The organism is Granulicella sp. dw_53 (genome assembly GCF_018449545.1).
GTDB lineage: Bacteria > Acidobacteriota > Terriglobia > Terriglobales > Acidobacteriaceae > Edaphobacter.
The window spans coordinates 371997-398546 of record NZ_JAAVUR010000003.1; the positions used below are offsets into that span (position 1 = coordinate 371997).

The window sequence follows — 26550 nt, forward strand, 5'->3', positions numbered from 1 at the left end:
GAATCGGTGGCAAAATCTCTTCCGATCTTCCGCGCAGTTTGTTTGAGTCCATCGCAGAGAGCGGTAAGGTATTCTTTTGCTATCTGTTGAGTGAACGCTCCCGGATCGGTTTGGTTTGGTGGGTGTGCGGGACCAGTCTTTGAGGGAGTGTTATGCCGAGTCAGCAGGAAGTCCGTTGGTCGCAGCTAAAGGTTGGGGTAATCGTACTCGTAGCGGCGGTAATCCTGACGACGTTGCTGTTCCTGATGACGAGTGCGTCAGGTATGGGAATTCTGTCGCACAAGCTGACGATTACAACGTACTTTGAGAACTCCGCTGGCCTGAAAGAGGGCGCCGCGGTCAACCTGCAGGGCGTCACGATCGGAACGGTGAAGACGGTGACGGTGGTGACCGATCCGGCGCGCAAGCTGACTCCGGTGAAGGTTGTGATGAAGCTGAACGAGAAGTTCTCTTCGAGCCTGAAGAAGGATTCGAAGGCTGCGCTGACCACAGTGGGAGTGCTGGGCGACACGGTGGTCGACGTGAACAGCCAGTTTGCCGCAGGGCCGCTGTTGCAGGACGGCGACGAACTGAAGACTCTGGAGACTCCCAGCCTTACGGACGTGGTGAAGGCCAGCCAGGGCACGATCGAGAGCCTGAATGTAATTTTGGCGAAGATGAACGTGGTCGTCGACAATCTTCAGTCGGGCAAGGGATCGATCGGGATGCTGATCAACAACCCCGATCTGTACAACAAGGCCAATGCAACAGTCGACGAACTCCTGAAGCTGGAGAAGAATCTGAACAACGGCCGCGGCTCCATCGGCAAGCTGATGACCGACGATACGCTGTACAACCGGCTGAACGATACAGCCGGCAAGCTGCAGAACATCGCCGCCTCTCTGGATAAGGGCAAGGGTACGGCGGGAATGCTGCTGAAGGACGACTCGATGTACAAGAACCTGAACTCGACGCTGGCGCACGCGAATTCCCTGCTGGCGGATGCGGACGCGGGTAAGGGCGGTCTCGGCCTGTTGACCAAGGATCCGAAGTTTCGCCAGGATCTGAGCAATACGCTGACGCAGGTGAATACATTGATCTCAGGCGTGAACGAGGGCAAGGGAACGCTGGGCAAGCTGACTCAGGACGAAGCGGTGTACACCAACCTGAACAAGCTGCTAACCGAGAGCACGACGTTGGTTACGACGATTCGACAAGACCCGAAGAAGTACCTGACGATCCACCTCAAGATCTTCTAAGCATTCGAAAGTTCAAAACGGAGACGCCGAGCCATCATGGCTCGGCGTTTCTGCTTTGACGTGGAAGAGGGGTTTGGTATTGTTGCGTACCGCTCCGTCTATAAGTTCTACGTCCGCGAAACTGAGCCCCAACGCGAAAGGAAGTCTATGCTTTTGAAGTCACTCGCCACCCTTGTTGTCGTCTCCACTGGCCTTGCCGTGGGACAGACGCCATCCTCACCCGCAACGGCCAGCGCTCCGAAGGCTGAACCGAAGAAGCCGGTGAGCTTCGATCTCTCGGCGATCGACAAGACTGTCGATCCTTGTACGGACTTTTACGCCTATGTGTGCGGCAACTGGAAGAAGAACAATCCGATTCCCGACGACCAGGTGCGATGGGGCCAGTTCAACGCGCTGGCGGAGCGGAACAACTACCTGCTGTACGCCGACCTGAAGGCCGCGGCAGACGCGCCAAAGACGCCCTTGCAGACGCAGTATGGCAACTACTTTGCCGCGTGCATGAATGAAGATCTGGCGAACAAGCTGGGGACCAAGCCGATCGATCCTGCGCTGAAGGCGATTGCAGCCTGGAACGACAAGAAGACGCTGGCAGCGCTGGTAGTCTCGATGGAGGAGAAGTATTCGACGAACCTCTTTCTAAGGTTCGGGTCGGATCAGGATCAGAAGGACTCGACGAAGCAGATCGGGGACCTCGACCAGGGAGGACTGAGCCTGCCGGACCGGGACTACTACCTGAACGACGACGAACGCTCGAAGACGCTGCGCACGCAGTATCTGGAGCATTTGACGAAGATGTTCGTCCTGCTGGGGGATACGCCGGATGCCGCGGCCGTCGAGGCGAAGAATGTGATGACGGTGGAGACGGCGCTCGCCGAAGGGTCACTCGCGCGGGTCGACCGGCGGACGCCAGCGAATGTCTACCATGTGATGACGATCGATGAGTTGCAGACCATGACGCCGGAGTTCAACTGGCGGGTTTATCTCGCCGGAAAGAAGGAGAGCGGGCTGAAGACCATCAATGTAGCGACTCCTGGGTTCTTCAAGGCGATGAACCAGGAGGTTGGATCAGCAGATCTGGCGACGCTGAAGAGCTATCTTCGCTGGCATACGCTGCACCAGCGCGCGGCGAACCTGAGTGAACCTTTTGTGAAGGAGAACTTCAACTTCTTCTCCGCCACGATGGCTGGGCAGAAGGAGATGACGCCGCGTTGGAAGCGATGCACGATGGGGACTGACCGGGCTCTAGGCGAGGCCGTAGGACAGGATTGGGTGGCGAAGAACTTTCCTCCGGCGGCCAAGGACAATATGGAGAAGCTGGTGAAGGCCCTGGAGGCCGCGCTGGACGAAGACATCAAGCATCTCGACTGGATGAGCGACGCCACCAAGCTGGAGGCGAAGAAGAAGCTGGACGCCTTCCGCGACAAGGTTGGGTATCCGGAGAAGTGGCGGGACTACTCGAAGCTGGTGATAAAGCGGGACGATTATGTCGGAAATCTGCAGCGGGTCGATGCGTTCGACGATCGGCGCGATCTGGACAAGATCGGCAAGCCGGTGGATGAGAAGGAGTGGGGGATGACGCCGCCCACGGTGAATGCGTACTACAACCCTTCGATGAACGACATCAACTTCCCTGCTGGAATCCTGCAGCCTCCCTTCTACGACTTCAAGATGGATCCGGCGGTGAACTTCGGCGGAATCGGAGTTGTGATCGGCCATGAGATGACGCACGGCTTCGACGACCAGGGCAGTCAGTTCGATGCAACCGGAAATGTGCGGTCGTGGTGGACTCCCGAGGACCGCAAGGAGTTCGACAAGCGGACGAACTGTGAAGTCGAGGAGTACAGCGGGTTCGAGGTGGCTCCCGGGCAGAAACTGAACGGCAAGCTGACGCTGGGAGAGAATACGGCGGATAACGGCGGCCTGCATATCGCCTATGCGGCGTTGATGAACGTGCTGGCGAAGGAGGGTGCGTCCGCGACGGCTCCGATCGACGATTTCACTCCCGCGCAGCGATACTTCATCGGCTTTGGCCAGGTGTGGTGCGAAAACACGCGGGAACAGACTGCGCGGATACGGGCGAAGACCGATCCGCACTCGAGCGGACAGTGGCGGGTGAACGGCTCTGTACAGAACTTCGATGAATTCGGCAAGGCGTTTGGCTGCAAGGTAGGCCAGCCGATGATGCCGGCAAATAGCTGCCGAGTCTGGTAAGAGCAGGCACAAAAGTAGAGCGGACCCGGGTCTTCCACCGGGCCCGTTTTGCTGCCATCCGGTGACTGGACTTGATATCGTCCGAGGGAGCCTCGGGGACGGCTGGAGGCAAGAAGATGGCTCCGGGTTGTCTGCAAAGTGGCACAAAGTCGTCGTAGCTTCTACAATAACGACAGGATTCGTACCCCACAGAGTTGCTCGCAATCAAAGTGGTTAGAGATAACCGCTGGCGAGGATTAAGGAAACGCATGAAGTTGAGCAAGATCGGCCGGATCTCAATGGCCTTCGTAGTATCCGTAGCGATGGGTCTGGGCATGACGTCGTGTGGTGGTGGCACGGTCGGTTTTATGTGGGCCCTTGGCACACAATTTAACCAGATCAGTGGCTTTAAAATCGATAACTTCACGGGCAATCTGACGAACATCGTCGGGACCCCCTTTTCTTCAGGCGGGACAAATCCGGTTTCCATCGTGGTTCGTACAGGTGGGCGCTACGTCTACGTCGTGAACAAGGGCGCGGGCACCTCGGCTGGCAATGTCGCTGAGTTCAGCGTGGGCGGCGACGGCGTCCTGACGTTCCAAGGAACTTTTACCACACAGGGAAAGACCCCGGTGTGGGCTGCCATGGACACTTCCGGCAACTTCCTGTATGTCCTGGACCAGCTCTCGCCGGACGGCGTGAACGGGGATATCACGGTATTCTCGATCGCTGCCGACACCGGACGGCTTTCCCTGGTGCCGAACAATTCCTTTAAGAACCCGGATGGCACACAGCTCACGTACTTCCCAGTGGGTTCGAAGCCCATCATGACGCGGATGACCGGTGCCTGCCTGTTCACGGTGGATTCGGGAGACAACACTGTCTTCGCATACGGCACCAACAGCAGCACGGGACAGCTTACGACGACGACCAACTCCACGATCACGACGCAGGCGACGAGGCTGACCTCGATCAACGCGGGCTCGACCTATGTCTACCTGACGGATGCGGGTGCAACTCCTGACAGTTCGGGCGGCTTCATCCTTCCTTATACGGTCGGCACCAACTGCTCTCTGCAGACGCTGACCGGCGGATCGGTACCGAATCTGCCGCTTACGTCCAACCCGTCGTACTCGTTTACTGACCTTCGCAACCGTTACCTTTATGTCTTGAACCAGTCGACGACGAACACGATGAACGCCAGCAGCACGATCTCGGCGTTCACGATCGACCAGACGAACGGCAAGCTGCAGCCGATTGCGGACTCGAACAATCCGTACCCCATCGGCGCGGGGCCGATGTGCATGGTGGAGGATCCGACGTTCCAGTACGTGTATACGTCGAATAACGTCTCCAACACGGTGACTGGCAAGATCATCAACCAGAACACGGGCCAGCTTTCGGATCTGAGGCGAGGATCTTCCTTCCCGTCGACGGGCCAGCCTACGTGCCTTGTTATAAGTGGCAGCGTCAACTAAGACGACTAGATGACGAAATTGAGGATGGCAGGGTCTCACTATCAGGGCCCTGCCCCGACGGAATATTTTTCTACAGCAGCACAAGATATGGCGGGCGGAAACGATTTGCCCCGGAGCAAAGAAGTACATGGCTTTGAATAGGATTGGCCGCGGAGCAATGGCCGCAAGTTTGTCTGTTGCGATTGGACTGGGGCTTACGGCTTGCAGCCGCACCTATACCGTGGCCTATGTCTACATGACAACGGCCAAGGCCGATCCTGGCCTGATAAACGGTTACAAGGTGGACTACCAATCGGGCGATCTAACCCCGCTTGAGGATTCTCCTATCCCTACTGGCGGTAGGAACCCCGTTACCGTGGTAGCCGCGCCGAACAGCAAGCATATTTACGTAGTCAATCACGACGACTCTACCGTGGTGTGGTTCGCAATCGGAACAGACGGCAAACTTTACCCGCAGAAGACCTACAACACGACGGGAAGCTTTCCAACAGCCGCAGCGATCGACCCTGCAGGTAAGTTCCTGTATGTGACGTTCACTTTTCAGTCGGGGTTTACGACAGCGCTGCCAGGAGCGGGCGGGATTGCCGTATTCCCTATCGCTGCCGACAACTCGCTGGGGACTCCGCTAACGCAGTCCGCAAATACGGGCCTGAACCCGATGGGAATCGTAGCCAGCGGTCAGTTTGTCTACGTGATCGATCAAGACCCGGCTACGACACTGAACCTGCTTGGCTACTCGGTTAATTCGACGACGGGTTCTCTGACGCCGCTGCCGGGCGTGACGATCAATCCCGGCAATACTACTTCAACCGGATTCCAGATAGGGGCAACGCCCGCTGGCATACTGGAAGACGCATCGCTGAAGCATCTCTATGTTACGGACCAGCTAGGGAACCGGGTGGTTGGTTACTCCATCGCGGCTAACGGAGTTCCCACGCAGATATCGAACGGCATCGCCACGACAGACGCAGGGCCCGCTGGGCTGACCATCGAAGCCAGCGGCAAGTTTATGTACATTGCGAACGTCACGGCTGGCACCATCAGCGGATACACCTTTGGAACGAACGGCGAGCCGATCCGTTCGACGGTCGCTGGAAGCGTCCAGTCTGGTACCGGAACGAACTGCGTCACGACAATTGGCGCACCGAGCAGCCAGGACCCAAGTCATGCGCTTTATCTGTACGCATCGAATAACCTTACCAGCAACGTGACTGGTGAGCAGGTGAGTACAGTAGACGGCAGCTTGAAACAGATTCAGGGCACTCCCTTCGGCGGAAGCGCACTGCCGACCTGCGTTGTTAGCGTTCCGTCTTTCCCGCACTAAGCGGCAACATTCGGATGCGACTTAAGACTATTTGTTATTCGGTCGGCGAAAGCCGCCGGGATGAAGGAACCAGATGAAATTCACTAGACTAAGCCGCGGAACCCTGGCTTCAATGATGACTTTGGCAACGCTGCTGGGCCTCTCTGCCTGCGCGCGGGATTACACGGTTGCTTACCTTTACATGACGGGCTCGAACCAAGGTGCAGCCGGCGCACTCACGGCCTATGCGATTGATTTCCAGCAAGGGTCGCTGGTGCGGATCGGAAGCCCAGTCCCCACCGGAACCACTCCGATCAGCATTGTTACCTCGCCGAACGGGCTGTTCTTGTATGTCGTGAACCAAGGCGACTCGAGCGTGCAGGAGTTTGCCGTCCAGGGTGATGGAACGGCCGTCTCCAAGAACACCTATAAGACAACAGGCTCGCTTCCGACTGCAGCGGCTATCGACCATAGCGGCAAGTTCCTCTATGTGACATACACCTACCAGACAGGCTTTTCGGCAGCTACGCCAGGGCCCGGTGGAATCTCGATCTTCCCAATCAATGCGGATAACTCTTTGGGAACTCCCTCCAATGTCAACGTGGGCAACAAGCCAGTCGCTATAACGGCCAGCAACTTAAGCAATTTCGTCTATGTAGTCGACCAAGAGGTCTCGCCGAATGCCGTGGTTCTGGGCTTCGCAGAGAATGCCACCAGCGGCGCACTGACTCCCCTATCCGGCACTGTGATTACAACGGTTGCCGGTAAGACGGTGGCGACGGGGTATGCGGTCGGTACGACGCCAAGCGCGATCGCGGAGGATCCGACTTCACGGTTTGTCTATATCACCGACCAGGCAACCAACCAACTCTACGGCAAGGTCGTCCAGGCTGATGGTTCGTTGCTCTCCATGGTGAACGGACCTTTCCCGACGGGACTCTTTCCTCTGGGGATCACGATCGACCCACGCGGGAAGTTCCTGTACGTCTCAAATTTCAATGCTGGCACGGTGGGCGCCTACGCGATCGACCAGGCGACTGGCACACCGGCTAACTCAAACGGTTCTACTGCGGTCCCAGTGAAGTTTGGCCCGACGTGCCTGACTATCGAGCCTGCACTTGGTATTTACCTCTTCGTATCCAACCAACTGGACGGAACGGTCTCGGGATTGAAGCTTGATCCGCACAATGGCGGATTGACCACGATTCAGAACAGCCCCTTCCCGGGCTCGGGTACTCCGACCTGTGTTGCCTCGGCCCCGAATGGATCGCATGCTACTCAGATCGTTCAACCCTAGATATCGGGATGGATGATTGCTAAAAAGCCCCGCTCTCGCGGGGCTTTTTGCTGCTTGCCATACCTAAGCCGATGGAAGATCCGCGCTCCCAGTGGAGATGAGCTAGTAGGTGATTATCGATGGACAGAGGGAGCGCGATACTTCTCTTCGAGCCTGGATGAGAGTGATTGCATTCACCGCAAGCCCAAGCCTATACGGGCGTGACAGCCGGTTTAGGTTTGCGGGAGAAGCGGCGGATGATCGCTTTGCGGGAGGGGTTCTCCACCAAACGAAAGGCGGCGTAAGCCAGTATCAGGAGCGCTACGTAGGAGAGCCAGGGATCCCAGGCGGCGAGATGGAGACGCTCTGGCAGGTGATAGGCATGGATGAGGATGAAGACGTTGAAGTGGAGGAGGTAAAGGGCGAAGGTAGCTTCCCCCAGAAGCACGAGGGGACGAGCGGAAAAGATCGAGGAGATGAGGTTCGGTCCGGCTAGTCCCAGGGTGAGGAGGCTAAAGAGAGGCACGAGTAAGCCGCCGTGCATCATGAGGTAGGGTACGTGCTTCACGGCTCCCGTATAGAAGAAGAGGCCGAGCAGCGTCAGAGCCAGGATCGCGACGCCGAGGCGTTGGCGGGGATTAAACGGAAGCAACGGGTGGAGCTTCGCCAGGGTGACTCCAGCGAGGAAGGTACAGACGTACGGCGGCGGGGTGTATTTGAGGAACCGCAGAAGATGGGTAGAGCTATAGCGGTCGGCCGGGGCGGCGAGGTGGTCAGGGTTGAGGAGGATATAGAAGATGTGGGGCAGAATCCCGAAGACCCAAAGCACGAAGAACAGCGCGATGAGGCGCGTGCGCGTGTTGAGCCAGTGCATCCTGGTGGCCCAGGCGTACAGGAGAAAGGGGAAGGCGAAGTAGAACATCACCTCGCAGGAGAGGGTCCAGGCGACAGTGTTGCCGAAGGTGGCGAGGTTGGGGCTCCACCCCTGGAGGAGGAAGGGGGTGAGGAGGACGCCGCGCCAGAACTCAGCGTGGGAGCGCGAGGCCCACTCGTCCCTCAGCATGTGGACAGAGATGAGCAGGACGAGGAGGTAGATGGGGTAGAGACGGGAGAAACGGGCCAGCCAGAACTCGCGCTTGCTGAGGGTAAGGGCGCGGTCGGAGTAGTTGTAGGTGAGGATGAAGCCGGAGAGTAGAAAGAAGAAGCCGACGAAGACGTAGGCGCTATCGATGATGGGATAGAGGACGCCTAGATGAGGCGGGGTAAAGTGGAACAGAATGATGAAGATAGCGAGAAGGGTTCGGATTCCCGTGAGAGCGGGGAGCGAAGGCTTCCTGGCAGACGCAGGGACCGAAGGGTGCGGTTGTTCTGAGCGAAGATGTTGCGGTTCCTGTACCAAAATGCCTGCTGTCATCAAGGAGTCCCAGGTGGATTAGCCCTGCCCCTCAATTGGATGCAAAGCTCTTGGTAATTAGTCAGACACTCTTTGGACGGGTTTTATGTGTCCGATGGCGACGCTGGAGCACTTTTCGCTTAGATAAGCTCCCGGAAGATTATCCCGAGTGCCTTAAAGAGCAAATTCTCCTCGTCGATGGACGGGCTAGTTTGAGGCCGGGCTTACGCAGTTACGAGTGAGCCTAGCTGCTCTCCGCTGACCACGCGAACGATATTTCCCTCTTCACGCATGCTGAAGACCATCATCGGCATGTTGTTGTCTTTACACAGGGAGACGGCGGTCTGGTCCATAACGCGAAGATTGAGGCGCTGGATATCGGAGTAGGTGATCGTGGGGAGCTTGGTCGCGGTGGGATCTGTCTTGGGGTCGGCAGTGTAGATACCGTCGACGGACGTCGCCTTGAGGAGGATGTCAGCCTTAATCTCCATGGCGCGCAGGCTTGCCGCAGTATCGGTGGAGAAGTAGGGGTTTCCAGTACCAGCGGCGAAGATGACGATGCGGCCCTTTTCAAGATGGCGCATGGCGCGGCGGCGGATGTAAGGCTCGGCGACCTCATGCATCTCGATGGCGGACATCACGCGGCAGAAGAGGCCCAGCTTTTCGATGGCGTCCTGAAGCGCGATGGCGTTAATGACCGTGGAGAGCATCCCCATGTGGTCCGCGGCGACACGATCCATGTCGATGGCCTGCTGGGCGACGCCACGGAAGAAGTTTCCTCCTCCAACGACGATGCCGATCTCGCAGCCGAGCGCGTGAACAGCGGCAATTTCAGCGGCTACTTTGTGGATGAAGATGGCATCGATACCGAAACCGCGGCCTGCGGCCAGGGCTTCTCCGGAGAGCTTGAGGAGGACTCTTTTGTACATGTCAGGTTTAAGTATCGCATGGGGTGGCGAAGGTTCGTGTTGAGAGGATTTCACGTAGACGAATGGCCCCACTTTTATGACCGGATATGGTGCTGGCGATGGTCTCCTCTCTTCGTCACAATATCCCTATTTATAGGGTTCTTTAGACGACTGCGTTTTGACGGATGACCTGTTTGTAAAAGTCCGCGCTGAGTTTGGGGGTTCGTTTCTGGGTCGCGAAGTCGACGTAGATGATACCGAATCTCTTGTCGTAGCCGTCGGCCCATTCAAAGTTATCCAGGAGACTCCAGAGAAAGTAGCCTTTGACCGGAACGCCCTCGGCGACTGCGCGCTGTAGCTGGGTGAGGTAGTTCCGCAGGAACATCACCCGATCCGTATCGTAGATATGGCCGTCGGGCATGATCTTGTCGCTGGAAGATGCACCATTCTCAGTGATATAGATCTCCTTTACCTTCCAAAGTTCGGCTACGAGCTTTGGCGCCCAGTACAGTCCTTCCGGACCGACCTTCAACCATGGGCTGAACATGTGGGGATAGGACTCAGGCGATGGAACGATCGTGTAGCCCTGCTCAGAGCTGTCGGCACGGACGTAGGCGGGCTGGTAGATGTTGATGCCGGTGAAGTCCATTGGGCTGCGGATGATGTTCATCTCCTCCGCGGTAAACTTTGGAGCGTCTCCGCCCAATCGCTTGAGGTAGAGGTCCGTGTAGCGGCCCTCCTGGACGACGGTCAGGAACATGGCGTTCTCTTCTCGCATAGCTTTGCGAGCCGCCGCTATGTGTTCTGTCGACTCGAAGACGGGTGTCGCGGCTGTCAGGTTGTCGGCGATGCCCACCTTTGTTCCGGGCCGAGCCTGGTGACGGATGGCCTGTACGGCCATGCCATGAGCGAGTACGACGTGATGGGAGAGTTGCGCGACACGCTTTGCATCGAGCTTGAGGCCAGGTGCGTGAACTCCGTCACGATAGCCGAGCTCGACGAAGGTCCGCATCTCGTTCATCGTCATGAAGTGGCGCACACGGTCGGAGATCTTCCCAGCGGTGTAGCCGGCATAGTCGGCGAAAGCCTTGACGGTGTCACGGTTCTCCCAGCCACCCTTGTCCTGAAGGGTCTGCGGCAGATCCCAGTGATAGAGCGTGCAGAAGGGCTGAACTCCGGCGGCGAGGAGCTGATCGATCATCCGGTTGTAGAAATCCAGGCCCACGAGGTTGGGCGCTCCCGTGCCGTTGGGGAAGATGCGTGACCATGCAATGGAGAACCGGCAGGTCTTCAGGCCGAGGTCCTTCATGAGCTGGATATCCTGCTTGTAGCGATGGAAGTAGTCGTCGGCAACATCGCCGGTATCGCCGTTGTAGGTCTTGCCTGCAGTGTGGGAGAAGGTGTCCCAGATCGAGGTCCCTCTTCCTCCCTCGTGAACTGCGCCTTCTACCTGATAGGAGGCAGTCGCGGAGCCCCAGAGGAAGCCCTTCGGAAACTCGCGGCCTGCTTGCTGCGATGAGGCTGTCCCTTGCTCAATCTCCGGGGCTGCATTGGCGATTCCAGGAAGGTAAAGTGCCGCGGAAGAGGCGCCGAGCGCACGGACGAGAGTTCGCCTCGAAAACTTAGTCGACATGGAGATTCCTTATTCTGCAGGCCTATGGAAGCAGGTGGGGGTTTCAAGGGAGCAAGACGAAGCTTGCTCTCTGTCACGGGAGCGGTGAGCGCGACTAATTAATTGTAGCGGGGCAAGAACGGATTGCAGAGGCGCAAGGAGCTTCGAGCGCAGGATGATGTTTATTCGAGTTGTAAATCAAAGCACTATCAACGACGGGCAATGTACCCAATGTGCCGATGCGAGTTGGATCTCTGCATTCGCTCCGGCACATTGGATGTCATTGGGTTAGAACTGCAGCTTGAGAGCAAACTGCAGTTGACGTGGGACGTAATTCGGATCGGTCTGTGCAACCGTTCCGAAGGCAGAGTTGCCTAGTTGTGTGCTGCTGTTACCACCGTTGTTGTTGATGTAGAAGTTCGGCGTATTCGAGAGATCGAATGCCTCTGCCCGGAACTGTACCCTGAAGCGTTCCGTAATGGGGAACGTCTTGAAGAGAGACAGGTCGATATGACGGAAGTGAGGACCGGTAAGCGAGTTCCGATGAGTACTGCCAACCGTTCCCAAGGTCTGGGGCGCGAAGGCGGTGATATCAAAGAACTCATCGTTCGTCTTATGGCTGAGTGACGTACCGTGAATCTGGTTTGGCCGATCGGAGCCTCCATTGAAGATCGGACTTGCACGATTGCTGAAGCCTCCAGCATTGCTGCTGTTAATGATCGTGAAAGGTTTGCCGCCCTGCCAGACCGCGATGGTATTTGCCTGCCATCCAGCCAGAGCGAATCCTTTGACACCGGTAAAGTTCTTTCCGTACTGAAGTTCATAGTTCAATGAAAGCGCAAAGCGGCTACCGATGTTGTTTTCAGCGATGCCATACTCGGTCTGCCGGATACGGGTAGGATCAGCATTGCTCCAACCCTGCTGCCCCTCTTCAGAGAAACCAGTGACGTCGCTCATTGCCTTGGCCCATGTGTAGTTAGCATCGAAGGCCAGCCCCTTGGTAAAGCGACGCTGGAAGGAGGTCTGCAATCCGTTGTAATTGGATATACCCCCGCTGTTTAACCAGGATACCTGGCCGAGGTTGCTAAGACCGGCGCTGAGTGGACGAGGGGCAGTGGTCGGTGTCACTGCATTCAGCCCAGCGAAGACCGCTGCCGGCGTGGGAACGTTGATATCGTTGATCTCCTCCGGAAGATGTTGACCGATGTTTCCGACATAGCCGATGGTCAAAACATTAGCCCCGAACTGTTGCTCCACTTGCAGATTGAACTGTTGAATCAAAGCGGACCGGAAGTTGGGATTTTCAGCTACGAACGAGAGAGCATTGCTATTGATGGTTTGAGCTGCTGGAAGCGGTAGCCCCTGCGAGAACGCGGTGGCAGCTCCAGGTATCGTGGCGCAATCGGGATTGACGGTGCTGGGCTTGTTCTGTGTAGCCGGCGAGGTTTGAATTTGGTACGCGATGCTCGACTGGCAGTTGGGCGAGTATACGGAGACAAATGGAGCATTCTTCAGGTTGGCGTTAGAGGTGTAGTTACCGGGGAAGAAGCTTAGGCCATAGCCGCCACGGAGGACGATCGTAGGCGTCAGTGAGGCTGCGAATCCCAGGCGTGGAGCAACGTTCGAATAGTCAGTCTTGATCCCAGCGGTTGAAGATACGCCGTTCGCGCCTGCAACCTTCAAAGCCGAAGCTATCGTTGACGAATTCAAGCCAGTCGCCTGGTTGAAGTCGAAGTTCGAGATTCGATTGTGCGCCTCTGTGAAGGGCGTAAAGACGTCATAGCGTACGCCGAAGAGCAACGTCAGTCTTCTCGTGGCCTTCCAGCTATCTTGCGCGAACCCACTCGGCTCATACGTTCTATAGTCTGGCGGAAACAGATCGTAGTTGCGGCTCGCCGCGGAGAAGGCTCCCACTAGACTCGAGGCAAGATTGTTATCCTGCGTCTTTTTCTTATCAGCGTCGTTGTCGCTGGACAGACCGAAGGTATACTGACCAGCTGCGAAGGAGCTCTGCACGTTACGAGACTGGCGGCGAATGAAGCTCGCGCCAGCTTTGATGTTATGGTTACCGATTGTGTAACTTACTGTGCCGAGATATTGGAAGGTATTGTCGATATCCTGCAAAGGAACGTAGGCACCGTCGCCGATATCGCTAAAGGGACCAAATTGGATTGGCGTAAGAAATGAGGAGAGTGCATTGAAGTTCATATTCGACCCGAAGCCAAGGGTCGTATCCGGATTTTTACCGTAATTGAGCGGCAGCGATAAGTTGTTGACGCGCGTAAACGCAGCCTTCAGATCGACCAGAAGGTTCTGATTGAAGATATGCGTGTAATTGAATGCATATTGCTGACCGCTGTCGGTCGCAGGGCCGGCGAAGATGTATCTGCCGCCACTAATATCCAGACCGTTCGGCGCGATCCCAAGGGCCGACGGGGTGTTCGTGTCTACCTTGTTGTAGGAGTAGCGTGCAAAGAAGAGATTGCGATCGTTGAACCTGTGATCTACCCGGACATCGAAGAGATTGCTGTATTGCGTTCTGTTGGGGCTGATGACAAAGTTATTAGCGAGACCTGGGGCGTTCGGAGCCGGAAAGAGCTTCAGGTAGGCGAGCGCGATGGGGTCGATGGCATAACCTGCAGTGCCATTGCCCGCGGCTACCAAGGCTGCGGGAGAGCCAGTACCGATACTATTGATGTTGTTATATTCGTCGATCGTCGGAACGGTGCTGCGATAGGTTGTGCCGCTGACCTGCCGGTAACCTTCGTAGTCGCCAAAGAAAAAAGTACGATTTTTGAAGATCGGGCCACCGATGCTACCGCCGTACTGATTTTGGCGCAGCTCCGGTTTCCGGCCAGTCGTCTGGTAGACGTTGCGAGCATCGAAGATGTCGTTACGGAAGAACTCGTATGCGGTGCCGTGGAACGTGTTCGTACCGGACTTCGTGACAAGGTTCACCACACCGCCGGCGGTTCGTCCCGCCTCGGCTGCATAGCTGTTTGTCTGGACCGAAATCTCCTGAATTCCTTCAACGGAGGGCTTTACCCCAATTGTTCCGATGATGCGCTCGTTGTTGTCGAGGCCGTCGATGACGTAGTTATTGAGTGTATCGTCCTGGCCGTTTACCGAGAATCCGCTGGTTGAGCGGCGATCGTCGGGACGGCCGCCGCTGGTTAGACCGTTGCCTGGTCCTTCATTGGCTCCCGGAACAAGCTGGACGAGCTGGACGAAGTTGCGTCCATTCAAGGGAAGATCCTGAACGGCTTTAGCGGTAACTGTGGAGCTCACCGTGGCATTATCTGCCTGGAGCAACGGTGTCTGAGCCTCTACCGTGACCGTCTCTGTCTGTCCGCCGGTCTGCATCTGAACATCGGCCCGGGCGCGGTCGCCCGACTCTACTGCCAGGTCGGATGTCGTGGAGGTCTTGAAACCACTGAACTTCACCGACAAAACATAGTGCCCGCTGTGAAGCTGTGTGAACTGGTAATCTCCGCTGGAGTTGGTGACGGCGACGCGCTGGTCGTGGGTCTCCGTATTCTGTAGTTGGACCTGCGCTCCGGCGATTACGGCACCGCTACCGTCGGTCACTGTTCCGACGATATCAGCGGTGGTGAGCTGTGCACGTCCTGAGAGCACCGCCGCGAAGATGAAGATGAAGAATGCGAGCAGCGCTCGCCCGTTTCTGATGTGGTGCTCACACTGGCCTGTGCGAACTTGCTGATGCTGCATTTTTTCAATCATGGTTTTATTCCCCATTTTTAGTTAAAGCTGCTGATTCGGTTACATGTCGACGAGTCTCCAGGGGAGGGATTCGCAACACCGGAAACGGCTCTTGCACGTTCGGCACGGATCATAGGCACTCAAAGGAGAAAGTGTGCAGGGTCTTTCTGGTATCTCACCTAGAGGTAAAGACGGATAAGCCAATGGAATCCGGAACTTGGTAGAGGAGGTAAAGCGGCAGTAAAGAGGTTGTCTTATGAGCCCGTATGACCTATTCTGGTCGGCGCTGAACGAGGGGCCAGATATGCGTAGCGTGATTGATGAGACCGTCCCATGGACGCCGTCCACAGAGGAAGAAAAGGATAGCGTCCGAAGGCAGATGCAACGTCTGCTGGACACGAGTCACTTCAAGAACAGCCGGCGTTATCCTGCGCTCTTGCGCTTCATCGTCGAGGAGACCCTGGAAGGCCGCGGGGAGTTCCTAAAAGAGAGGTTGCTTGGCATCCGGGTCTTCGATCGACCAGCAGACTATGACACCGCCGCCGATCCCATCGTCCGGGTGACAATCGCGGAGATACGAAAACGGATCGCACAGTACTATCACGAAGAGGCCCACGACTCGGAGATGCGCATCGAGCTGCCGTCGGGCCGGTACGAGCCAGAGTTTCGCCCGCGTAGAGAGTTTGGGTCAGACCGTCGCTCTATGGAGACCATCAGCGCGGCCGAAGTCGATACTCCCCTCCTCGCGATGCCGCTTCCCATCGAACCAACGCCCTTACCCACGGCAAGTTGGTTGTCGGGGCGCCGAAGATGGGCGCTCTTGGCTGTCCCATTGGTTCTGCTGCTGATTGTGAGCTTTGGCTGGCGATGGCTTCATCCATCCGCACTGGATGAACTTTGGGAGCCGCTTTTGTCTTCCCATCGAACGATTCTGATGTGCCTACCTGCCGGAGCCGGCGACCAGAACGGAGCAAATCCCGGAAGATTTCAAAATGGATTGGCCAACACCACCGATTCGACAGCTCCAGCCCCTGCCCGTCGCGTGCCAACTTTTCTCGACCATGAATCTCTCGGAGAAAATGTGGTCTTCTCGGACATGCTCGCAACGCTCAAGATCGCGGATCTGATGGCAGTGCATCAGAACGAATACCGTCTCCGGCTCAACGTTTTAACTACCCTCGACGATCTAAGGCAGGGGCCAGCCGTATTGATCGGCGGCCTCGACAACCAGTGGACGATGCGGGCGCTTGCTCCACTTCGCTTTCACTTCGTCGGCAGTGACGCGGAGGAGTATTGGATCTCCGATACAGAAAACCCCCAAAAGAGAGACTGGGCGCTCGATCTGAAGACCCAATACGCTGCGGTCAATCACGACTTCGCACTGATCGCTCGTGTCCACAACGAACAGACAGGCGAACTTGAGGTGATCGTGGCCGGCATCGGTATGAGCGGCACCGCCGCGGCGGGAGAGTTCCTGGTCGATCCTCACCGAGTGGAAGAGCTTCGGCGCAGAGTAGGCGCGGGATTCCGAAACCGTGACTTCGAGGCAGTCCTCAGCACCGACGTGGTAAACGGTATCGCCGGCTCGCCGAAGATTCTGGCGGTAGCGGTCTGGTAGCTGCGAAACCTCACACGAGTTGTAAGATACCGTTGCCTCAACCATAGTCGACGACAGAGGCTAGTCCCGATTCGGTAAACAAGACATCCCACGACGGATCCAGATACAGCCAACGTTGTGTACCGAACCAGCTTGTCTGGATCTCCGGCACATGCAGCAGGCCGTGCCCTCCGACGCAGATCAACTCCATCCCGTTCCACCCAAGAAAGTTTCTCGAGGGCTCTCCAACGCGTGCCGGATGGGTGAGCTTCCCCAGGCAGACGGGGCATCGCTGCCTCTGATCCCGGAGCATCCAGCGCAATCCGAAGAGGCAGATGGAGAACGACACCACCATCTGAATGTAGTCGGACGAGACCGGACTAAACGTGACGCGGAGGTACGCCAGATCCAGTGACACAAAATAGACCACAGGAAGTAACAGAGCAAGCTTGCAGCCAAGGAAGGCCCATCGCCGCAGCCGCGTGGACCATGGAAGTCGGTGCGAATGCACTCGGTACTCGCCCAGCGGCAGAGAGGTCGTCGCCGGGAGTGACAGGCAAGCCAGAAAAATTGTGAACAGGAATATGCCCCACGACCGGTGCGTCCGCTCTGCCAGCGAAACACACAAGAAGTCTTGCGCTCCACTGTGGGGCGTCAGGGAGGACATACGCCATCGTTCCCCCCAACGATCGTGCTCAGCCGAGGGCTTTAGATGCGCTACTACAAATCCCAGCCCAACCGGCGGAGCCTCCGTCTCTGGCTCGAGGACCCAGGCATCCACCTTGCCCGGTAGTCTCCATACGCCGCTCGGGGCCACTCCAATGACCATCGCCTCGCGGAGGCCGTCCCGGACTACGGCTCCGGCGATATGCGGATCTTGACCAAACCTATTCTTCCAAACCTCATCGCTCAAGATGATCTGCAGTAGCCCACGCGATCTGTCCTCCGGGTTAGCGAACCGGGCATCCAGACCTAACAGGTCGAACAGGTTCGAGCTACCGTGCGCTACCGTCAGGGTCATTGGCAGATGCGAGGGCCAAGATACAGCCTCCCGCTCCACCCGATAAAACGCAAATCCATCGAACAGTTTTTGTCGCTGACTCTTCCATGCTCCAAATTGCTCTGTACTGATGGACGGAATCGCATCGTCCGTATTCTGTGCGTCCTGGATCAGCATCAGGTTTTTGGTATCCCGATACGGCGAGCTTTGCAGCTCCCTCTGCACGCCGGGCAGCAACAGGCCGAGTCCGTAGCTTACTGCGATGAGACCGATGAGGAAGAGCACACACTGCATCGCCGATCCCATCGTCGTCGCGAGCGGCACCGCCTTTGGCCGATGCTGCTGCCGCAGACAGAGCGCATCCTGAAACGCCCCCAGACAGAACGCAGCAACCTCCTGCTCTCCCTGCCACGAGACACTCCACCAGACTCCGTGCTCCGGTGTTCGTGCTTGCCTCACATGCCAAACCTCCGACTGCCATTCCTTCCACCACTCCTCGCGTTGCCTGCGCGGCACCAACAGCGAGGCGCAACGCAGCAATGCCAGATGCGAGCCTTGGAAGAAGAGAGCTGGACGGAGGCTCATGCTGGCTTTACCTCTTCGGATGAGATCAACTTCGCCAGGAGCGGATAACGCTTCCTTGACGCCTCAAGCGTCGCCTTCCCCGCCTTAGTGAGCTTGTAGTACTTCCGCGGAGGCCTCTGCTCGGCATCGGCAATCGACTGCTGCTCCCAACTGGATCGGATCAGCTCGTCCCGCTCCAGACGCCGCATGGCCGGATACACCGTTCCACTCGGCAGGCCGGTCATCTCCATCACGCTGAAGCCATAGACATACCCGGCGTTAACCGCCTGGAGAATCATGGCCGCGGTATGCGAGAGTTTCATCTCGACTGTCATGGAAGAACTATACCTATGTAGCACACTACTTGACTAGATCCTATTACGAATGCTACATAGGGTGAGCGAGGTTCTTCCATGCTCCAGGTCAAAGCCCTCTCCAAGCACTATCGTGGCCTTCCGGCCATCGACGACGTCAACTTCCGAGTTCGCCCCGGTGAGATCGTCGGCTATGTCGGCCCAAATGGTTCCGGCAAGTCCACCACCGTCAAGATCGTTACCGGTCTACTGGAGCCAAATAGCGGCCAGATCCTCTTCGAGGGTCAGAGCATCCGCGACAACCTCCCCAGATACCGTGCCGCCTTCGGCTATGTCCCTGAGGAGGCCCACGTCTACACCCATCTCTCCGGTCTCGAGTACCTGCAACTCGTCGGCCGTCTGCGCAACATGCCTGAAGCGCTCATCGACCTCAAGGCCAATCGGCTCCTCTCCCTCCTTGGCCTCGAATCGTGGCGTCATTCGGCCATTTCGCTGTACTCCAAGGGCATGAAGCAACGCGTTCTGATCGCTGCTGCTCTGTTGCACGATCCACGACTGCTCATCTTCGACGAGCCACTCTCTGGTCTGGACGTCGTCTCTGCCCGTCTCTTCAAAGACCTGTTGCAACAACTTGCTGCCCAGGGCAAGGCAATTCTCTACATCTCGCACGTTCTTGAGGTTGTGGAGCTCGTCTGCAATCGTGTGATCGTCATTGCGAAGGGAAAGATTCTTGCTGACGCGCCTCCTCTCGAGCTGAAGACCTCGCTCCAACTGGCTAATCTTGAGGGTGTCTTCGCCCAACTCGTTCAGCAGCAAAATACGCAGGACATAGCGCGTGAACTCGTGAGTGTTATGGCGGTCCATCATGTCTAACTGGTTCGGACCACTCGCCCCACCGAAACACCCTGTGCTCTCTCTGGGGGCACAGGCACAAGCTGCAACTCAGGCCCGTGAGCAGAGTCAGTTCGAGGTCCTCGTCCGGCACCTTCTCCACCGCTTCTTTCACAATGAGCTGCTCGCCTCCGACGATGAGACGAAGCGTGTGATGCAGATCAGCTATACCGTTGCGCTTCCCGGTCTGCTGGTCGCAATGTTCCTCTTCCCTGCTTACCATGCGTTTCCGCCCTACCCATTTCCTCGTCCCTTCTGGCCACAAGTGGGAGATCACTACTTCTATGTCATGTACTCCCTCGTCCTCATGGGCGCAGCCACCGTCTACGAGTGGGATCTCCTCTTTCCAGACCTCCTCGATGTCTTTGTCTTATCCATTCTCCCCATCGCTAATCGTCGTCTCTTCTTCGCCAGAGTCCTGGCGCTCGCCATCTTCCTTGCACTGGTGCTCTTCGGTACCAGCATTCTAGGCACACTCTTCCTACCGCTCGTCGCAGGACTACAAAATCCCATGCGGCATCTCTTCGCCCATGCGATCGCAGTCACCATGAGCGGTGCCTTCGCCGCCACCACCTTCCTCGCCCTGCAAGGCATACTCCTCAGCACGGTGGGCGAACGGTTCTTTCGGCGCATTACGCCCCTCCTGCAGGGAGGGTCCCTGATGCTGCTCCTCGCCGTGTTGCTTCTCTATCCCACACTCGCGCCGTCTCTGCAAACGCTGCTTCTCTCCGGCAGTCCCATCGTGCACTCCTTTCCGCCCTTCTGGTTTCTGGGCGTCTATGAGTACCTCCTATACGGTCCTTCTATCCCTCCGATCTTCGGCGAACTAGCACAGACGGCTTGCTACGCCCTGCTGCTGATGCTCGCGGCCGCCCTGCTGACCTATCCGCTCGCCTACCGCCGCCGCGTTCGTCAACTGATCGAAGGAGCAAGCGCCACCGCGTCCACAAACCGTGGAATCGCACCCCTCCATCGACTGCTACACGCTACCATCTTGCGCGCGCCTGCCAACCGGGCCATGTTCCACTTCATCAGCCAGACCATTCTGCGATCGCAGCGCCATCGCGTCATGCTGGCGATGTACGCGGGTCTCGGCGTGGCCCTTACGCTTGCGAACATGGTCGTCCTGCGACTAAACGGAAGTCACGTCCGCCCGGCTCTGTTGAGTCGCGGCATACGCACCGCCGTTCCGATTATGGTCTTCTGGACCGTCATCGGTCTCCGCGGAATTGCGTCTGCTCCGATGGATCGGCGCGGCTCCTGGCTCTTTCGTGTTCTTATCGGTCGCCCCAAAGCCGGCCATCTCACCGGCGTTCGCCTCTGGATCACCCTTTGGGCAGCCTCTATCGGCACCGGAACGGTTTTAATCCTCCATACACTTTCACCTGCGGATCTCCAAAGACCGCTCGTCACCGCAGGTCAGTTTCTCGTAGCCATCGGCCTCTCGATCCTGCTCGCCGACCTCCTTCTCTTAAACGCCCGCACCTTCCCCTTCACTCATCTGCGCAAGAGCTCCATCACGGACTTCCCTCTGATGATCTTCCGCTACTTCATTCTCTTTCCTCTCTTCGTCACGACTGTCGTTCACTTCGAGCCAAAGATCGAGGCCAACGTCGCTCATCTAGCCGGAGCTCTTCTGGTACTGATCGGAGCACATATTCTTCTGATGCACGTTCATGCCAGATCCCTCCAGCAAGTTACCGTCGACCCCACGCAAGACGAAGCAGACGAGTTTCCCCAGCGCCTTGGATTGAGAGATACCTAGAACGTCTCAAGACCTCGTCCACCAGCGACTTTGGTTAATGGGAAGAATTAGATTACTGCACAAGCATTATCGGCGCCTGCCAAAACACAGCCTTCTGCGTAGCAGGATTGAGTATCGTCACCTGGCAGTTGTACTCGCCTATGGGAAGCTGCGCGAGTGCCATGCTGAAGTTGAGGGGCACCGATCCCACTCCGCTCACCGAACCCGGAGTTACAGTCATCGGTTGGGTCTCGAACACCTTGGCCTGGGCACGATACAGACTTACAAACGCGACGAGCGGCTGGGAGGTCGCAACGCCGGGCTCATAGGCCTGAAGGTAGATATACATATCCCGGCTCTTACTGAAGACACGCGTAACGCTGGGAATTAGCTTCTTGCCGTTCTGTACCAACGGATTAGCTGCCGCGTCCTTGGCTTGATCCTTCGCCTTCGTCGCGTCATACAAAGCATCTTTGAGATCGACGCGCTGGCTGCTGAGCACCACAGAGCTGGTCGGGATTCGCTTCTCCTCTTTATTCAAATTGGGGATGACGAAGGTGTTCTCATACGTCCCAATTCTTCCCGTCTCGTCGTCGCGAGCGAGAAATTTGATCCGGTATCGTCCGGGAAGGAGCGTAAAGCCGGTGTCATATTCAATGGGCCGCTTGGACAACTCACTGGCCGTTGCATCGCTCAGCTTGATATTCACATTGTCCCGTACGTTGCTGACGGTCGTGCCCCCGATAAGGTCCTTGATCTCACAGACGAAGTCGATCAAGGTTCGATCTGCTCCGCCACGTTTCGCAAGGGCAAGTTCGCGCCCTGGAATCTTCACCACGATCGGTACGAAGTACTCCGCCCTGTTTAATTGGAAGTAGTTGATCTCCATCGCGATGGTTAGCTCCGTCACCGGATCGCCCAGCATCAAGGCATCCTCGAGTTGCCGCTCCTTATCGACCGAGGTGAACTTACTAAACTCCTTGTTGGCGTAGTAGCCCTCGCGGTAACTCAGATTGGCGGCAGAATCCGTATTCAACGAAATCTTCACCCGCCTGAACTTTCCATTTTGAGCGGTGTTGGTCGTGTAATAGCCAAGGATGTAGTAGTTCGAAACTGCCTGCTGCGCCTGCACGATTCCCTTGGTCAGATCGTTGTAGTCGAGCAGAGCCTTACCGCCTGTATCCGCGGCGAGTGCATATAGCGTGTCCTGTGATTGCTGAAAACTATTCGTCACCGCTTGAGCCGCTGTGCCGGAGTACATGCCCACGTTACCCGGAGATCCCTGAGTCGCATCTCCAAGAGGAGCTTGCGCAACCAATCCACGCGCATCGATCGGCCAGAACGATACCCCGGCACGGATAGCAGCATCGACCGTGGCATGGAGCTGGGCCTGGTTATTGATGCCGTTCAACCGCAGCCCACTGGCAAAGTAGATCAGAGATTTCTTCTCATTCAACTGTCCCAGCATCTTGGCGGCGGTCTGCAAAGCGGAGAGCTGACGATCTGTATTGAAGATATTGAACTCACTGTCGTCCTGCCCGAAGGCTGCTCCGGTGTCAGCGCTGCTGGCGTCATCCACGGACTCGACGGACCCCTGACCTTCCCCGACGATCAGGGTCTGGATGATACTCAACAGGCGGTTGCGGTCCTGTGTGAAGTCCTGCAAGATATCGACAGATCCACCCGAATATCTCAAAACCGAGACCAGATCCGCCGATGTCATCTGGGTTCGGATGAACTTCTGTGCGGCGGACAACGCTCGCAGCTGGTCGTCCGGACGCATGGCCGTCATGTCGAAGTACAGCGACAAGAGACGGCGATCCTTGTACCGCACATTCCCCGGGCTCTCGGACGAGAGCTGGGTCCGCGTAAGCCGCTTGTAGATCTTTATCTCTTCCTCTTCGGCTGAAGTTGCGGGAAGAACAGCAGGGGTGGTCGGCAACTCCTGATACTCACAGAAGCGAATCGTCTGGTTTACACCGTCCTCAGTCAGCGCAAAATCTTTCGCTGTAAGTCCGTTGATCGGGTTCCCTTTTTTATCTTTGACGACCACCGTCTCCACCACCAACTGCGTCTTGACCGACAGGGTGTAGGTCTGGTCACTTCCAGGCGTCTTATTTTGCCCGATCTGCTGGGCAGAGGCGCCGATGGTCGCGAGAAGAAGAGTTGTAAGCAACAATCGCATCATTCAGAACCTCAGCCGCATGGTGGTCTGCAAGCTGCGCATTGCGCTGGCCGCGGTCGGCAGCCCAAATTGGGCGCTGTTGATGGTCGAATTCCAACTCGTAAAGACGACGTGGTTGAGGAGGTTCGTGGAATCGACACGCAGATCGAGGCTGAAGCGGTCCTTCAATCGAAAGGTGCGCGCCAGAGAGGCATTGAGGTTGAACTGACCAGGACCGGTGATCGATCCCTTTCCCGCAGTTCCCCATTGGCCGGGTAACGGTGCTGCATACGCCGCCGAGTTCAAAGCAAAGCCCGGAGAGGCCTTGTACAGAGGTGCGCCCGTAAGGTTCGGGCGAATGCTACCGGTTACGCCGGTGCCAGGCACCGATGCGAAATAGATCGGGGTCTCCGCCAGGCCGCTGCCAGTGGTGATCTGGCTCAAAACGGTCCACTCCTTCAACAGCGTTCCCGTCCAGCCGCTCGCCAGCGTTCGGCCGCCCAATCCCATCCCCGTCGTGTACTGAAGCTGTAGGTTCAGCAGATGGCGTTGGTCAAAGGTCGAGAGCCCGCGTTCCGCCTTTAGGTCGAGCCAGTTCTGCGCCACCACAGAGGTCATCGGAGTCGGCGGAGCTTGAGTTTGAGTTTGGCTTTGGTTTTGGCCTGTTCCACTCGTGGCGACCGGGCCTTGGCCTCCTAGCGTGGAATCGTTGTCGATCGACTTCGAGAACGTATATTGCAGCGACGCAGTAAAGCCGCTACGCAACCTTCGCCTCAACTGAACCTGTCCCGCCTCGCGGGTCGAGTTGCCGTTCGAGGTACGGAAGATAAAGCCGGCAGGACAAGCCGGGCATGGATTTGCAGCCCCGATGGGATAGGTATTGGGCAGATACTCCTGCACTCCCCGCGTACCCTTGATGCCAAGATAGGTTGCCGTCCCAACCAACGCCCCAGGAAGATCTCGTTGCACCGCCAATTGCCACGTCTGCGCATAACCGACTCTGAAGTTGGGGTCGATCGCAAATGTATTGGCGGTAGTCGTGGAACAGCTCTTGAATCCGTCGGCGAGAGTGAGCGGGCATGCGGAGCTGTTCTGCACACTCAGACTCTTTGAGAGCGGCGACTGCTGTGCCAATTGCAGCGCCGTCGCCTGATAGACCGAGGTGTCATAGTAGATGCCATAGCCAGCACGTACCACCATCGACGATCCCGCCAGCGGCCGCCACGATAGTCCGAGCCGCGGTTGAACCCCGCGCCTGTCGGGCCGAATAAGCGAGTCCGGATAGCGCACCTTCGTCAGCGGACCAAGCGGACTGCTTCCCAGCACAGGCGCGACCGCTGAAAACCCAGAGGCGACATCCAGATTGACCAGCCGTCCCTTAAGCTCCGTGATCGGTGCGCCATACTCCCAGCGAACGCCTACGTTCAAAGTAAGGTCCGGACGAACCCGCCAGTCGTCCGTAATGTAGGCATCGTAGGCAGACTGTCGCAGATACTTATCGGCGTTGCCGAAGGCGATCGAACTGGTATCTGGGACGCCCATAAGAAAGTCCGCGAAGTCAGACCCGCCGTTAGCGGTGCCATTCGTGTTGCCTTGGGTGGCCGCTCCAGTAAAAGTGAAATGTCCCCTTGGATCTTGCTGCGAGAGATAGTTGAACTCCTGCCTGCGAAAGTCCCCTCCAAAGGTCACATTGTGGTGAGCGTGATTCCACGACATCGAAGAAGACAAGGCATCCGTGCGATTGCGATTGAAGGAACTCTGCACGTCGGAGAGACCCGAGATCCCGCTGGAAAAAGCGAGAGTCGGAGGTCCCCAGTTCGACGGATCGCGATCATTGCCGGAGATTCCGGCAGCTAAAGAGACATCCTCGCGGCCTTGAAAGTAAGGCGTCACGCGCGATCTCAGACGGCTGAACCGGTACCCGGCATTGAGGAGAAGTCCATGGTTGAACCGATGAGTCCAGTTGATATTGGTATTGATCCCCAAGGTCTCAGTCTTGTCGACAAATCCGAACAAATTGGAGTTACTGCTGCGCGTATTTTGAAAGGCGAATCCGCCATAGATCTGGTTCTTGCGATTGATTGTCTTATCCAGTCGCGATTGCAACGCGTCCTGATGCGTACTGGTGAGGATCGGAATCTGATAGTTATACCTTGAATTCCCAGCGACGTTGGGCAGCGGATAAAACTTCAATAGAGCTTGTGCCTGCGCATTAATGGGAATGTCTCCGCTGAGCGGCGCTCCGGTCGCAGGATTGAAGATCTGGACCGGCTGTCCCAGCGCATCGAGCACCGCGGAGAAGTCGCCGTTCCGTTCCGCCATGGTCGGCACCAACCCGGACTGCGTGGTAGCAATACGATCTCGCGTCCACTGATACGCAAAAAAGAAATTAGGCCCATGAGGCAGCAGATGAGGAATCCGCAGCGGTCCACCCAAGGTAAAGATGCCAGTCACATGGTTGTAGGAGGGCTTAGGCGTATCCAACCCGCTTAGCGAAAAAGGCCGCGCATCCAACGCCGAGTTATCCAGGATCAGCGCGAGTCCGCCAGTGTACAGGCCCTTTATCCCACTGCGGCGATTTCCAAACGCCGGGGCAAGCGTGAACTGTGAGGTAGCCGCATTGTTGACACTGCCGTTGATGAGAAAGCCATCCGCGGAGCGCTCCGCAGCCTCATCTGGCGGCTTCGGCATCTCAGGAAGGCTGCCATCATTGGGCTTCACCACCACACCCTTTCCCTCCGAAGCCTTCGTAGCAGTGCTAAGTACAGGCGCCGTCTCCGCCTTGACTGCCTGAGCCTGGGCCGCGATATCAGCCAACGAAAGCAGCTTTAAATCCCACTTAGCGGCAGGAGTATTGGGTGCAACTATCACCTCCTGGCTGATCGTCGAGAAGCAGAGCATCTCGACCTCAACCTTCCAGGTTCCGTCCGCCAGATCAGGAAAAAAGTAGCTTCCCTGCTGATCCGTAATGGTGACGGATCTATGGCCCCCCTGCACCGCCGTGACGGTCGCACCAGGAACCGGCAAGCCACCGAAGGTGACTTGCCCGTGGTGCTCCGAGGCCGCCGAAACCCGTGGAAGACCCGCCCACGCAATCGCACCCACAAGACAGAAATATCTTCCCAATCGCTGCCAGGACATCGCGCACACCGCCCGGT

At 57.1% G+C, this 26550-nt stretch carries 16 protein-coding genes; 8 read left to right on the top strand and 8 right to left on the bottom strand.

Features of this window, described 5'->3' with window-relative positions; all coding sequences use genetic code 11:
* Window positions 1–152 precede the first annotated feature (152 nt).
* The 5 genes from HB393_RS06765 to HB393_RS06785 all read left to right on the top strand — a co-directional run bounded on the left by HB393_RS06765 (window position 153) and on the right by HB393_RS06785 (window position 7506).
* Window positions 153–1238 carry an MlaD family protein gene (locus tag HB393_RS06765; protein WP_213804391.1) on the top strand — a complete coding sequence of 362 codons (1086 nt, stop codon included), beginning with the start codon at window positions 153–155 and terminating at the stop codon, window positions 1236–1238.
* A gap of 36 nt (window positions 1239–1274) precedes the next feature.
* On the top strand, window positions 1275–3449 hold the full coding sequence (locus HB393_RS06770; protein WP_345945061.1) for a M13 family metallopeptidase: 2175 nt from the start codon (window positions 1275–1277) through the stop codon (window positions 3447–3449).
* Window positions 3450–3697: 248 nt separating this feature from the next.
* A complete protein-coding gene (locus HB393_RS06775; protein ID WP_213804392.1) occupies window positions 3698–4906 on the top strand; it encodes a beta-propeller fold lactonase family protein in 1209 nt (402 codons plus the stop codon).
* A 127-nt stretch (window positions 4907–5033) separates the two neighbouring features.
* Window positions 5034–6230 carry a beta-propeller fold lactonase family protein gene (locus HB393_RS06780; RefSeq protein ID WP_213804393.1) on the top strand — a complete coding sequence of 399 codons (1197 nt, stop codon included), beginning with the start codon at window positions 5034–5036 and terminating at the stop codon, window positions 6228–6230.
* A gap of 73 nt (window positions 6231–6303) precedes the next feature.
* A complete protein-coding gene (locus tag HB393_RS06785) occupies window positions 6304–7506 on the top strand; it encodes a beta-propeller fold lactonase family protein (RefSeq protein WP_213804394.1) in 1203 nt (400 codons plus the stop codon).
* 190 nt (window positions 7507–7696) lie between these two features.
* Here the strand turns inward: HB393_RS06785 and HB393_RS06790 are convergent, their stop codons facing one another.
* The 4 genes from HB393_RS06790 to HB393_RS06805 all read right to left on the bottom strand — a co-directional run bounded on the left by HB393_RS06790 (window position 7697) and on the right by HB393_RS06805 (window position 15139).
* A complete protein-coding gene (locus tag HB393_RS06790) occupies window positions 7697–8899 on the bottom strand; it encodes an acyltransferase (protein WP_213804395.1) in 1203 nt (400 codons plus the stop codon).
* A gap of 203 nt (window positions 8900–9102) precedes the next feature.
* On the bottom strand, window positions 9103–9807 hold the full coding sequence (pyrH, locus tag HB393_RS06795; RefSeq protein WP_213804396.1) for a UMP kinase: 705 nt from the start codon (window positions 9805–9807) through the stop codon (window positions 9103–9105).
* A 142-nt stretch (window positions 9808–9949) separates the two neighbouring features.
* The gene (locus tag HB393_RS06800) at window positions 9950–11419 is read right to left on the bottom strand and encodes a GH1 family beta-glucosidase (RefSeq protein WP_213804397.1); all 1470 of its coding nucleotides are present in this window, start codon (window positions 11417–11419) and stop codon (window positions 9950–9952) included.
* 267 nt (window positions 11420–11686) lie between these two features.
* Window positions 11687–15139: a TonB-dependent receptor gene (locus HB393_RS06805; protein WP_213804398.1), complete on the bottom strand. Its 3453-nt coding sequence runs from the start codon at window positions 15137–15139 to the stop codon at window positions 11687–11689.
* 235 nt (window positions 15140–15374) lie between these two features.
* Between HB393_RS06805 and HB393_RS06810 the strand changes: the two genes are divergently transcribed.
* Window positions 15375–16736 (top strand): hypothetical protein, encoded by a 1362-nt coding sequence (locus HB393_RS06810; protein WP_255550863.1) that lies wholly within the window; start codon window positions 15375–15377, stop codon window positions 16734–16736.
* A gap of 37 nt (window positions 16737–16773) precedes the next feature.
* On the opposite strand, the gene HB393_RS06815 is transcribed toward HB393_RS06810, so the two are convergent.
* Together HB393_RS06815 and HB393_RS06820 are read right to left on the bottom strand one after the other, a co-directional pair.
* Complete coding sequence (locus HB393_RS06815) at window positions 16774–18300, bottom strand: hypothetical protein (RefSeq protein ID WP_213804399.1); 1527 nt, start codon at window positions 18298–18300, stop codon at window positions 16774–16776.
* On the bottom strand, window positions 18297–18602 hold the full coding sequence (locus tag HB393_RS06820; protein WP_255550864.1) for a helix-turn-helix transcriptional regulator: 306 nt from the start codon (window positions 18600–18602) through the stop codon (window positions 18297–18299). Before HB393_RS06820 ends, HB393_RS06815 begins: the two co-directional genes overlap by 4 nt.
* A 90-nt stretch (window positions 18603–18692) precedes the next feature.
* Between HB393_RS06820 and HB393_RS06825 the strand changes: the two genes are divergently transcribed.
* Complete coding sequence (locus HB393_RS06825; protein WP_213804400.1) at window positions 18693–19466, top strand: ABC transporter ATP-binding protein; 774 nt, start codon at window positions 18693–18695, stop codon at window positions 19464–19466.
* Window positions 19459–21249, top strand: coding sequence for a hypothetical protein (locus HB393_RS06830; protein ID WP_213804401.1), 1791 nt, complete (start codon window positions 19459–19461; stop codon window positions 21247–21249). Before HB393_RS06825 ends, HB393_RS06830 begins: the two co-directional genes overlap by 8 nt.
* Before the next feature lie 52 nt (window positions 21250–21301).
* Here HB393_RS06830 and HB393_RS06835 read toward each other — a convergent pair whose 3' ends face one another.
* Complete coding sequence (locus tag HB393_RS06835; protein WP_255550865.1) at window positions 21302–23416, bottom strand: VWA domain-containing protein; 2115 nt, start codon at window positions 23414–23416, stop codon at window positions 21302–21304.
* Window positions 23417–26533 (bottom strand): TonB-dependent receptor, encoded by a 3117-nt coding sequence (locus HB393_RS06840; RefSeq protein ID WP_213804402.1) that lies wholly within the window; start codon window positions 26531–26533, stop codon window positions 23417–23419. It abuts the gene before it with no gap.
* Window positions 26534–26550: the final 17 nt, after the last annotated feature.